Origin of the sequence: Escherichia sp. WS1451 (assembly GCF_046487365.1) — a bacterium.
Taxonomy (GTDB): domain Bacteria; phylum Pseudomonadota; class Gammaproteobacteria; order Enterobacterales; family Enterobacteriaceae; genus Escherichia; species Escherichia coli.
Genome location: NZ_JBJQJP010000015.1, coordinates 25,945 through 38,677, shown reverse-complemented (window position 1 = coordinate 38,677; position 12,733 = coordinate 25,945). Strand labels below are relative to the sequence as shown.

General features: G+C 51.3%; 8 protein-coding genes. All 8 read right to left on the bottom strand.

Annotated features, from left to right (window positions below; translation table 11 throughout):
• Nucleotides 1–102 precede the first annotated feature (102 nt).
• The 8 genes from ACJHX7_RS18090 to glgB all read right to left on the bottom strand — a co-directional run bounded on the left by ACJHX7_RS18090 (nt 103) and on the right by glgB (nt 12,725).
• Nucleotides 103–702: a hypothetical protein gene (locus ACJHX7_RS18090; protein WP_094030137.1), complete on the bottom strand. Its 600-nt coding sequence runs from the start codon at nt 700–702 to the stop codon at nt 103–105.
• Between the two features lie 2 nt (nt 703–704).
• Nucleotides 705–1,697, bottom strand: a complete 993-nt coding sequence (locus ACJHX7_RS18085) for a PstS family phosphate ABC transporter substrate-binding protein (protein ID WP_001032207.1) — start codon at nt 1,695–1,697, stop codon at nt 705–707.
• Nucleotides 1,698–1,722: 25 nt separating this feature from the next.
• Nucleotides 1,723–3,231, bottom strand: a complete 1,509-nt coding sequence (locus ACJHX7_RS18080) for a PstS family phosphate ABC transporter substrate-binding protein (protein ID WP_122992253.1) — start codon at nt 3,229–3,231, stop codon at nt 1,723–1,725.
• Between the two features lie 125 nt (nt 3,232–3,356).
• Nucleotides 3,357–5,804, bottom strand: coding sequence for a glycogen phosphorylase (gene glgP, locus ACJHX7_RS18075; RefSeq protein WP_000993444.1), 2,448 nt, complete (start codon nt 5,802–5,804; stop codon nt 3,357–3,359).
• 18 nt (nt 5,805–5,822) lie between these two features.
• A complete protein-coding gene (glgA, locus tag ACJHX7_RS18070) occupies nt 5,823–7,256 on the bottom strand; it encodes a glycogen synthase GlgA (protein WP_001197646.1) in 1,434 nt (477 codons plus the stop codon).
• A complete protein-coding gene (gene glgC / locus ACJHX7_RS18065) occupies nt 7,256–8,551 on the bottom strand; it encodes a glucose-1-phosphate adenylyltransferase (protein ID WP_000253975.1) in 1,296 nt (431 codons plus the stop codon). Before glgC ends, glgA begins: the two co-directional genes overlap by 1 nt.
• A 17-nt stretch (nt 8,552–8,568) precedes the next feature.
• Nucleotides 8,569–10,542 (bottom strand): glycogen debranching protein GlgX, encoded by a 1,974-nt coding sequence (gene glgX, locus ACJHX7_RS18060; RefSeq protein WP_022646220.1) that lies wholly within the window; start codon nt 10,540–10,542, stop codon nt 8,569–8,571.
• Entirely contained in the window at nt 10,539–12,725 is a 2,187-nt protein-coding gene (glgB, locus tag ACJHX7_RS18055) for a 1,4-alpha-glucan branching enzyme (protein WP_094030135.1), read from the bottom strand. The genes glgX and glgB overlap by 4 nt, the downstream gene beginning before the upstream one ends.
• Nucleotides 12,726–12,733: the final 8 nt, after the last annotated feature.

The following is a 12,733-nucleotide window of genomic DNA, read 5'->3' as shown; positions in this document are numbered from 1 at the left end:
GAATTTGCATGATTTTGTAGACAAAATAAGGCGTTCACGCAGCATCCGGCATAAACAAAGCGCACTTCGTCAACAATCTGACCTACTTTTTGATTCAAGGAATTACCGCAAAGCCCACGCAATCATACCCAACGTAACAAAACTCAGACACATTACCCACTCGCCCCACTTCTTCCTCTGACTTCTATTTTTGCTACGCCACTGGCAATAATATCCCAATGCAAAACCAAGCTGGGCGCTTATCGGACCGATAAAGTCAGTCCACGGCTGAGACCCAAATTGAAAAAAATTCAGGGGTAACCAGACAATGGTCAGAAAGAAATTGCGCATATTTTCCAGCAAAGCAATTTGCGCTGGCGCGACATAGAAAATGATATTCCACAGGAGCAACCAGAAATAAACTGGTGCAAATACCAACCAACAATGGAGTCTGTTTTTCAGTTCAGATTGAGTTCTGCAAGAAAATTGCCAACCAACGCAACACATGGCACAGAAAAAAAGTGCATATTCAGCCAATAACCCAAGTTGGAATTCCAGAAGTGAAATACGCCTGAACATGAGCGGGATAGAGAACAGTATTTCTCCCATAAAACTCAGCGTGATAACACAAGCAGCCAGAGCAACCACCGTCGGCCACACCAACAACGGCACAATAACAAAACCAAGAATTAACGGAGGAATATAAAGTCTGATTTTATTCATCTTTATTGTCCTGATGATTCGGATGATGCGTCATAAATCGGCACATAGCCCACATCCTCTACCAATTGCTGTCCCTGCGGGCTTAAAAACCAGTCGACGAATTTCTGCGTTTCCAGCGTAGGGTTTTCGTGCGTCACCATATAAGCATGAATTATGTACGGATAAGTGCCGTTACGGATATTTTCCTCTGTAGGTGCAACGCCATTTATAGCCAGCAGTTTGATCTGTTTGCGCATTTTGAGCATATTGTCATTCATACGTGTGACGTAATAGTGGAAGGTGTATCCAATAGAAGATGGTGTATTTTGGTAGTCGGCGACTTCGGTAATTAAACCGCCCATAAGATCGATAACAGTGGATTTTTTGGCTGGCAGCATTGGAGTATCTTGCATAACCAGTCCCTTCATAACCGTTTGGCTTCCAGAATCTTCTGGCCGCTGCCAGATTTTTATACCTTCGTCACCGCCGCCCACTTTATTCCAGCGACTCACTTTACCGCTAAAAATGTCTTTGACCTGCTGTTCGCTAAGTGAATTAACCGGGTTTTTGATATCAACGATAAAGACAAAGGCTTCGCGGGCGAAAGCGGTATATTTGAGTTTAACACCTGCTTCTTCTGCACGTTTTTTCTGTCCTTCCGACGGTTGTGCAACAAAAATAACCGTCGCGGTACCCTTAATCAGACTATCGTAGGCTTCAGCTGTTCGGGTTTGTTGCAAACCATACGCCTGCCAGGCCAGCGAGGTTCGATCCTTATCTTTTGGCTCGGGTACTAATTCATAATACGCGGAGGCATACAGCGGGTATAAGGCTGTAGCGCCGTACACTCTCGGCCATCTTGACCAATCATCGTTGTAACGTAATTCAGGTTGCCCCCGCAGAGACGTCAGTCCATGGCTGTCTTCTTCCCTGACGCTGTTATAGTACCCTTCCCGGTCGACACATCCCGCCAGTAGCGCCGTACCTAATAGTAAAACACAGGTGAATTTATTCATTGCGCTGATTCCTTTCTCTCGAGCGTTATTTCATTGTTGGATACAGCGGCACATAGCCCACATCTTCCACCAGACTCTGTCCCTGCGGCGTTAAAAACCATTCGACCAGTTTTTGTGTTTCTGACGTAGTATTTTCCCGCGTTACCATAAAGGCATCGATGATATACGGATATTTGCCGTTACGAATATTTTCTGCAGTCGGTGCAATACCGTTAATCGCTAGCAGTTTTATATTTTTATCGGCATTCATTTGTGTTGCGTAATAGCGGAAGGTGTAGCCTATTGCGTTGTTTGTATTACGGTATTCGGCAACGACTTTAATCATTCCCTCCATCATGCTTGCCACTTCGGTTTCCTGCGGCGAGATCATGCGGACATTTTTCATGACCTGCGATTGCATCACTGTCTGGCTGCCAGAGTCTTCCGGGCGTTGCCAGGTCTGGATCTCCTGATCGTTACCGCCAACCGTGCGCCAGTTGGTAATTGCGCCACTAAAAATGTCACGCACTTGTTGTTCAGTCAGGGAATTAACCGGATTATCCGCATTGACGATGAAAACAAACGCTTCACGGGCAAATGGCGTGTACAGCAAAGTGACGCCCGATTTCTCAGCGCGTTTTTTTTGCCCATCGGAAGGTTGCGCCACGAAAATAATATCGGCATCACCGTTAACGATTTTGTTATATGCTTCTTGCGTACGAGAGTTATCCAGATAATCCCAAACGTGAAAATCCTCTGGTATTACACTTAATGCATAAAATGCAGAGGCATAAATGGGGTACGCCGCCGTAGCGCCATCGAGTCGCGGCCAGTTTTGCGTAAATTGAATTTGTGGTTTACCACGCAGTGGCGTCAGTTGATTATTAAGTTTATCGGGTCGCCAGGCCCAGGTATCAATATTTTCACGCACACCGACGCCGGGATTAAGCTGTTTATATAAATAAGCCTGATAACCAGCGACAATACCCAGTAAGAGAAGAATGAACAGAAGTAAATTACGGCAACGTAGACCGGAGGTGCCGGTTAAAGGGTGTCTGGTCGGCCAGCCGTATCCCAGTGAAAAACTGATATGCGCGCCAACGGGAATAATGACTATCCACCAGTACTCACCACCGACGAATGAGACTGTAAAAACGCCCAACCAGGGAAGCATAAGGTTTGCCAACCAACCGGCTCCCATCTGGCGAAATTGATAATCTGCCAGATGTAGCGCGATTATCCAGCCAACCAGGGTTAATAGCGCGGGTAAGAGAAAAAAGCATTGTCGCCAGGCGGCTATTTCTCTTTTTTCTGGTGCGCTATCACCAGCCCACACGCGACCAGAGAAAAATATGATTATCGCCTCCAGCGTCAGCATAAAGACGTTGAGTAGAAGATAAATTGTTGGCGTAAAGAGTAAATTGCAAACCTCAAGAATAGCGGCAAGCCCGGCCCCCAGCATGGCAACAACCGCTGCCAAAAATTGCGCCAGTATGGGGATGCCAAAAAAAGTCATTACCAGCGAGGTCAAAATCCATTTTCCGTTTTGCATTATTCTTTCCATTCTTGCTGAATGGCGAAATTATACTCCCCGATAACCCTCGCCCCCTCTGGACACTTTTCCTAAATAAAGGCGAAAAAAAACGGGACCTTTTGGCCCCGTTCTGTTTTTTAGCGAACTTACAATCTCACCGGATCAATATGCCAGATATGATCGGCGTACTCTTTGATCGTACGGTCAGAAGAGAAGTAGCCCATATTGGCAATGTTCAGCATCGCTTTTGCGGTCCACTCTTCCTGACGCTCGTAGAGTTCGTCGACTTTATCCTGACAATCGACATAGCTGCGATAATCCGCCAGTACCTGGTAGTGATCGCCGAAGTTGATCAGCGAATCGACCAGATCGCGATAGCGACCCGGATCTTCCGGACTGAATACACCGCTGCCGATTTGCGTCAGCACCTGATGCAGCTCCTCATCTTTCTCGTAGTATTCACGCGGTTTGTAGCCCTGACGACGCAGTTCTTCCACTTCTTCCGCTGTGTTACCAAAAATAAAGATATTGTCAGCACCGACATGATCCAGCATCTCGACATTCGCACCGTCCAGCGTACCGATGGTCAGCGCGCCGTTAAGCGCAAACTTCATGTTACTGGTGCCGGAAGCTTCCGTCCCCGCCAGTGAAATCTGTTCAGACAGATCGGCCGCCGGAATGATCAACTGCGCCAGGCTAACGCTGTAGTTCGGGATGAACACGACTTTCAGCTTGTCGCCAATCTGCGGATCGTTGTTGATCACTTTCGCTACGTCATTGATCAAATGAATAATGTGCTTCGCCATGTAATAGGCCGAAGCCGCCTTACCGCCAAAAATATTCACGCGCGGTACCCACTTCGCATCCGGGTCGGCCTTGATGCGGTTATAGCGGGTGATCACGTGCAACACATTCATCAATTGACGTTTGTATTCGTGAATACGTTTGATTTGCACATCGAACAGCGCTTTCGGATTTACCACCACATTCAGCTGCTGGGCGATATACTCCGCCAGACGCTTTTTGTTCTCCAGCTTCGCCTGATGCACCGCGTGATTAACCATTGGGAAATCACAGTGTTGTTGCAGATCATTAAGCAGGCTAAGGTCGGTGCGCCAGTTGCGGCCCAGGTGTTCGTCCAACACGGCTGAAAGCGATGGGTTCGCTACCGCCAGCCAGCGACGCGGCGTCACACCGTTGGTGACGTTGGTGAAACGACCCGGGAAGATTTTCGCAAAGTCGGCAAATAGCGATTGCACCATCAGGTTAGAGTGCAGCTCCGATACACCGTTAACTTTGTGGCTCACCACAACCGCCAGCCAGGCCATACGCACACGACGACCGTTGGATTCATCGATGATCGACGCCCGTCCCAGCAGATCGGTATCGTTCGGATACTGTTCCTGCAATGTTTTCAGGAAATAGTCGTTGATTTCAAAGATGATCTGCAGGTGACGCGGCAGAATTTTACCCAGCATATCGACTGGCCAGGTTTCCAGCGCCTCGCTCATCAGCGTGTGGTTGGTGTAGGAGAAGACCTGACAACACACTTCAAACGCGTCGTCCCAGCTAAATTGGTGCTCATCGATCAGCAGACGCATCATCTCAGGAATCGACAGCACCGGATGGGTATCGTTGAGGTGAATCGCAATTTTATCCGCCAGGTTATCGTAGGTTTTATGCAACTGATAATGGCGGCTTAAAATGTCCTGAATGGTCGAGGAAACCAGGAAGTATTCCTGACGCAGTCGCAGCTCACGCCCGGAGTAGGTGGAGTCGTCCGGATACAATACGCGAGATACGTTCTCGGAGTGGTTTTTATCTTCCACTGCCGCGAAGTAGTCGCCCTGGTTGAATTTACCGAGGTTAATTTCGCTACTGGCTTGGGCACTCCACAAACGCAACGTGTTGGTCGCGTCGGTGTCGTAACCTGGGATTATCTGATCGTAAGCTACTCCCAGAATCTCTTCGGTTTCAATCCAGCGCGTTTTTTTACCTTCCTGCTGAATGCGACCGCCAAAACGGACTTTATAGCGCGTGTTGTGGCGTTTGAATTCCCACGGGTTACCGTATTCCAGCCAGTAGTCAGGCGACTCTTTCTGGCTACCGTTAACGATGTTCTGCTTGAACATACCGTAGTCATAGCGGATGCCGTAACCGCGCCCCGGCAACCCTAACGTCGCCAGAGAATCAAGGAAGCAAGCCGCCAGACGTCCCAGGCCACCGTTACCGAGGCCTGGGTCATTTTCTTCATCAATCAGCTCTTCGAGATTTAACCCCATCGCTTCCAGTGCGCCCTGTACATCTTCGTAAATTCCTAGCGACAACATGGCGTTGGAAAGCGTACGGCCAATCAAAAACTCCATCGACAGGTAGTAAACCTGACGAGTTTCTTGCGACAACTGGGCACGGTTTGAACGTAACCAGCGCTCCACGAGACGATCGCGCACAGCAAATAACGTTGCGTTCAGCCATTCATGTTTATTGGCGACGACCGGGTCCTTTCCAATCGTAAACATCAGCTTGTAAGCGATAGAGTGCTTAAGAGCTTCTACGCTAAGCGTGGGCGATGAATATGTAAACGGAGCATTCATATAGGCGTTTCCTGAAAACTATTTCAAGCGATAGTAAAGCTCACGGTACGACTTCGCCGCGACCTGCCAGCTAAAATCCATTGCCATAGCCTGACGTTGCACAAACCGCCACAGTGAAGGACGGGACCACAGTACAAAAGCACGTCGAATAGCCCGTAACAGCGACCAGGCATTACTATCTTCAAAGACAAACCCACTGGCGACGCCATCTGCAAGGTTCTCAAGAGAACAGTCAGAAACCGTATCAGCAAGCCCACCGGTGCGCCGCACTAACGGCAGCGTACCGTACTTCAATCCATAAAGTTGCGTTAAGCCGCACGGTTCAAAACGGCTGGGCACCAGAATGACGTCCGCGCCGCCCATAATGCGATGCGAAAATGCTTCGTGATAGCCAATCTGAACGCCCACCTGGCCGGGGTATTCCGCTGCCGCCGCAAGGAAACCTTCCTGCAGCACCGGATCGCCCGCGCCGAGTAGCGCCAGCTGCCCGCCCTGCTCCAGAAGGCCCGGTAAGGCTTCCAGCACCAGGTCGAGACCTTTCTGGCTGGTCAGACGGCTCACCACTGCAAAAAGCGGCACTTTATCGTCAACCTTAAGCCCCATTGCGATTTGTAACTGGCGCTTATTTTCCGCTTTATCTTCCAACGTATCGCGGGTGTAACGCGAGGCCAACAGTAAGTCCGTCTCTGGACTCCAGATTTTCTCGTCCACGCCGTTCAGTACGCCGGAAAGACGCCCTTCACGGTGACGCTGTTGCAACAGACCTTCCATACCGTAGGCAAACTGCGGTTCGGTGATCTCGCGAGCGTAGGTTGGGCTGACTGCCGTAATGTGATCGGCATAGTACAGACCGGCCTTCAGAAAAGAGATTTGTCCGTTGAATTCCAGCCCATGAATATTAAAGAATGACCATGGCAATTGGATGTCATTCATGTGATGTGCATAAAACATGCCTTGATAGGCCAGGTTGTGCACAGTAAACACCGACTTCGCCGGACGCCCGCGCGCCGCCAGATACGCAGGCGCAAGGCCTGCATGCCAGTCGTGCGCATGCACCACATCAGGACGCCAGAATGGGTCAAGCCCGCTGGCCATTTCTGCCCCAACCCACCCCAGCAGCGCAAAACGCAACACGTTGTCGGTATAGGCAAATAAGTTGGTATCGTGATACGGGCTTCCCGGACGATCATAGAGATGCGGCGCGTCAATCAGGTAAATGCCAACCCCGTTGTAATGACCGAACAACAGCGTGATATGTCCGGCGAAGGTATCACGACGGGATACTACCTGCGCATCGGTCACGCCACGGCGAATATCGGGAAATGCAGGCAACAGTACGCGAGCGTCAACGCCGTCTGCGATTTGTGCTGCGGGTAATGCCCCAATAACATCAGCCAGACCGCCGGTTTTAAGCAGCGGGAACATCTCTGAACATACATGTAAAACCTGCATTATCGCTCCTGTTTATGCCCTAACTTCCGTAGCATTTCGCGCGTTACCAGCACGATGCCTTCTTCTGAACGATAGAAACGACGTGCATCTTCCTCTGCGTTTTCACCAATCACCATGCCTTCCGGGATAACACAAGCACGATCGATGACGCAGCGGCGCAGACGGCACGAGCGACCTACCCATACTTCCGGTAACAATACGGCGGAATCAATGTTGCAGAATGAATTCACGCGAACGCGCGAGAACAGAACGGACTGCACCACCACCGAACCGGAGATCACACAACCGCCGGATACCAGTGAGTTAAGGGTCATCCCGTGGCTACCGGAGCGATCCTGCACGAATTTCGCTGGCGGTAATGATTCATTGTAGGTGCGAATTGGCCAATTGCGATCGTACATATCCAGTTCCGGCACCACAGAGGCCAGATCGAGGTTCGCTTTCCAGTAAGCTTCCAGCGTACCCACATCGCGCCAGTACGGCTCGGCATCCGGGTCGGATTGTACGCAAGAGAGCGGGAACGGGTGCGCATAGGCCAGACCGGCTTCGGTGATCTTGGGAATCAAATCTTTGCCAAAGTCGTGGCTGGAGTTCTCATCGCGATCGTCTTCTTCCAGCAGTTCATACAGATAGTCGGCGTCAAAGACGTAAATACCCATACTCGCCAGAGATTTGCTCGGATCGTTCGGCATTGACGGCGGGTTAGCTGGTTTTTCAACGAATTCGATAATTTTATCGTTCTCATCAACCGCCATAACGCCAAACGCGGAGGCTTCTTCAATCGGTACTGGCATACAAGCAACGGTGCAACGTGCGCCTTTTTCGACGTGGTCGATAAGCATACGCGAGTAGTCTTGCTTGTAGATATGGTCGCCCGCCAGGATCACCACGTATTCCGCTTTATAACGGCGGATAATGTCGAGGTTTTGGGTAACTGCATCTGCGGTGCCGCGATACCAGTTTTCCCCTTTCATTCTCTGCTGTGCTGGCAGCAGATCGACAAACTCGTTCATTTCTTCATTGAAGAATGACCAGCCGCGCTGAATGTGCTGCACCAGAGTGTGGGACTGGTACTGGGTGATCACGCCCATACGACGGATCCCGGAGTTGATGCAGTTAGACAGCGCAAAGTCGATAATGCGGAACTTACCGCCGAAGTGTACGGCCGGTTTTGCTCGCTTATTGGTTAAATCCTTCAGGCGGGTACCACGTCCTCCCGCCAGTATCAGGGCAACAGATTTCAATGGCAGCTGGCGCGCCAACATTAAGTGATCGTTCTTCTCTAAACTAACCATGACTAACTCCTTTTTTATCATCTCTGGAACACACACAATCCGTGTGCAGGTCCCTGCCAGACAGCCGTAATCACTGGGTTATCCTCTCCAGCGAATGGGGGAATGGCGTGCCACTCCCCAGCAGGTAAAACAATCTCTGTTACCTCAAGCGTGGCGTTAATTGCGATCAAAAAGCGATCCGAGAGCAGAATTTGCAGCTGTTTCGGCCCGTTTTGCCACTCATCCGTGCTTAAAGGTTGAGCATATCGATTTAGCCAACGGACATTGCCGTCGCCTTCTTCCCACCAGCGATTCTCCATCAAAGCGGGAATGCGCTTGCGCAGATGGATTAACGCGGCGGTAAATGCGGTTAAACCACTGCTTGCCTGCGACCAGTCCAACCAGGTTAATTGGTTATCCTGACAGTAGGCATTGTTATTGCCATGCTGGCTGTGACCATGTTCGTCACCGGCCAGTAACATCGGCGTACCCTGGGAGAGCAACAACGTTGTTAACAGGGCGTGAATGCTGTCGCGCCGCCGTTCAACCAGATCAAGAGTACCGCCTAACCCTTCTTTACCATGATTGTTACTGTAATTGTTGTTGGTCCCGTCGCGATTTTCTTCTCCGTTTGCTTCATTGTGTTTATGGTTGAAGCAAACGCAGTCGCGAAGCGTAAAACCGTCATGCGCGGTGACGAGATTAATCGCGGCACTCGGCAGACGACCATTACGTTTAAAAACATCGCTGGAGGCAGCAAAACGCCCGGCAAACGCCCCCAGAGGCAAATCATAATGCAGCCAGAAACGACGGGCAGCATCGCGGAAATGATCGTTCCACTCGGCAAACAGCGGCGGGAAATTTCCCACCTGATAACCACCAGGAGCAATATCCCACGGTTCAGCAATTAACTTCACCTGTGAGAGCACGGGGCAGTTCTGGATAGCGGTAAACAACGGCGCATCCTGACGGAACTCTGGCGTACGGCCCATGACTGCCGCCAGATCAAAGCGGAAACCATCGACGTGGCAGGTTTCTACCCAATAACGCAGGCAGGCGCAGGCATAATCCACCACCGCCGGATGACTCAAATTGAGCGTATTGCCGCAACCGGTCCAGTTGTGATAATCGCCGTCTTCTCTTATCCAATAATAGCTACGGTTGTCGATCCCACGCAGAGAGAATAACGGGCCGTCGAGGTCCAGTTCCGCGCTATGGTTGAGCACGATATCAAGAATGACTTCGATACCCGCTTTATGCAGTGCTTTGATTGCATCGCGAAACTCATGCAGCGCCGTTTCTGGGGAGCAGGCATACGCCGGATGCAGCGCAAACATCGCCACCGGGTTGTAACCCCAGTAGTTACTTAGCCCCATGCGTTGCAGACGTGGTTCACTGGCAAACTGCGCCACCGGCAGCAGTTCCAGCGCGGTAATGCCCAACTGTTTCAAATAGTTGATCATCACCGGATGCCCCAGGGCTTTATAAGTGCCACGGATCTCGACCGGGATCTCCGGGTGCAGGTACGTTAATCCTTTGACATGGGCTTCATAAATGATGGTGCTGCCCCACGGCGTGCGCGGCGGGGCATCATCCTCCCAGTCATAGTGATCAACCACCACTACGCATTTCGGCGCAATGGCGGCGTTGTCGCGATAGTCAGGTTCATTATGACCGGCGTGCAGCAGCGGGTTATCTTTAAACTCCCCGTCAATTTGCCGCGCGCAAGGATCAATCAACAACTTCGCCGGGTTAAAGCGATGCCCCTCGGCGGGTTGCCAGGGGCCATGAACGCGATAACCATAACGCAAACCCGGACGCGCATCCGGCAGATAACCGTGCCAAATGTCGCCACTGTGCCCTGGCAAGTCATAGCGATGTTCCTGGCCATTGGCGTCAAAGATACACAGTTCTACCCGCTCGGCATGAGCGGAGAAAAGTGTGAAGTTGACGCCCTGACCGTCGTAATGCGCGCCGAGGGGTGCGGGTTTGCCAATGGCGAGTTGTGTCATTCTGCCTCCCGAACCAGCCAGATAGTGGCCAGCGGTGGTAGTGTCAGGCTTAGTGAATGCTGACGACCGTGGCTGGCAATCTCATCGCTGTGTACCGTGCCGCCATTGCCGGCATTACTGCCGTGATAGTGCATGGAATCGGTATTGAGGATTTCACGCCATTTACCCGGCTGGTTAATACCGAAGCGATAATCATGACGCGGCACCGGTGTAAAGTTACTGGCAACGATGATTTCGTTACCCTCTTTATCGCGACGCACAAAGATCAGCACCGAGTGTTCTTTGTCATCCACCACCAGCCATTCAAAACCGTACGGGTCAAAATCCAGTTCATGCATTGCTTTATGGTGGCGGTAGGTGAGGTTCAGATCGCGCACCAGACGCTGGACACCGTGGTGCCAGTTATCGCCGCCTTCCAACAGATGCCAGTCGAGGCTGGCGTCATGGTTCCACTCGCGGCCCTGGGCAAATTCGTTCCCCATGAACAGCAATTTCTTGCCCGGGAATGCCCACATCCAGCCGTAGTAGGCGCGCAGGTTAGCGAATTTCTGCCATGCGTCGCCCGGCATCCGGTCGAGAATCGATTTTTTACCGTGGACCACTTCATCATGCGACAACGGCAGGACGAAGTTTTCAGTGTAGTTGTAGAGCATCCCGAAGGTCAGTTTATCGTGATGATACTGACGATAAACTGGGTCGAGCTTCATGTAGTCCAGGGTGTCATGCATCCAGCCGAGGTTCCACTTGTACCAGAAGCCCAGACCGCCCATGTCCTGCGGACGAGAAACGCCAGGGAAATCGGTAGACTCCTCCGCCATTGTCACTGCACCGGAAACCTGCTCACCAAGAATACGGTTGGTATTACGCAAGAATTCAATCGCTTCAAGATTCTCGCGACCGCCAAATTCGTTCGGGATCCACTCCCCCTCTTTACGGCTGTAGTCGCGATAAATCATTGACGCCACCGCATCGACGCGCAGCGCATCAATACCAAAACGTTCAATCCAGTAAAGTGCGTTACCGACAAGGAAGTTACTGACTTCACGGCGACCATAGTTGTAGATCAGCGTGTTCCAGTCCTGATGATAGCCTTCGCGCGGATCGCTGTGTTCATACAAGTTCGTGCCATCAAATTCGGCAAGCGCAAAGTCATCGGTCGGGAAGTGGCCTGGCACCCAGTCGAGAATCACGTTCAGACCAGCTGCGTGTGCGGCATCAATGAAATAACGGAAGTCGTCGCGGGTACCAAAACGGCGGGTCGGTGCATACAGGCCGGTTGGCTGATAACCCCAACTGCCATCGAACGGATGCTCGTTAATGGGCAGTAGCTCGAGATGGGTAAAGCCCATCCATTTAGCATAAGGCACAAGTTGATCGGCCAGCTCGCGGTAGCTTAACCAGAAATTGTTGTCGGTGTGGCGACGCCAGGAGCCCAGGTGAACTTCATAAATAGAGATTGGCGCATCAAACTGATTCGCTTTTTTGCGCTCTTCAGTCTGCACAACCTTTTCCGGCAGCCCGCAAATAAGAGACGCGGTTTCCGGGCGCATTTGCGCTTCGAAGGCATAAGGGTCGGACTTCAGACGCAAGTTGCCATTGGCATCAATCATCTCGTATTTATAGAGCTGACCGTTATGCGCCCCAGGGATAAACAGTTCCCAGATGCCGCTCTCTTTACGCAGGCGCATCGGATGACGGCGACCGTCCCAGTAGTTGAATTGCCCAACCACCGAGACCCGACGGGCGTTTGGAGCCCAGACAGAAAAACGCGTACCTGTGACGCCATCCATAGTATCTGCATGCGCGCCTAAGGTTTCATACGGACGCAGGTGAGTACCTTCAGATAATAGCCAGGCATCCATTTCCTGGATTAGCGGGCCAAAACGGTAAGGATCATCAATCAGGTTTTGCTGACCATGCCAGACAACAGCCAGTTGATAGCGGAAAAAATTCTTACGTCGCGGAATGACACCGCTAAAGAATCCCCGTGAGTCGAGACACTCCAGTTTTGCGAGTTTGCGCCCGGTTTTCGGTTCAATCACCCACACATCGGTAGCGTCGGGTAAAAGGGCACGGACTTCCAGTCCCGCGGTGGTTTTATGCATCCCCAGTACGGAAAAAGGATCCGCAAAATGGCCTGCAATTAGCGCGTTAATCACGTCTCTATCGATACGATCGGACATGCTTGTCT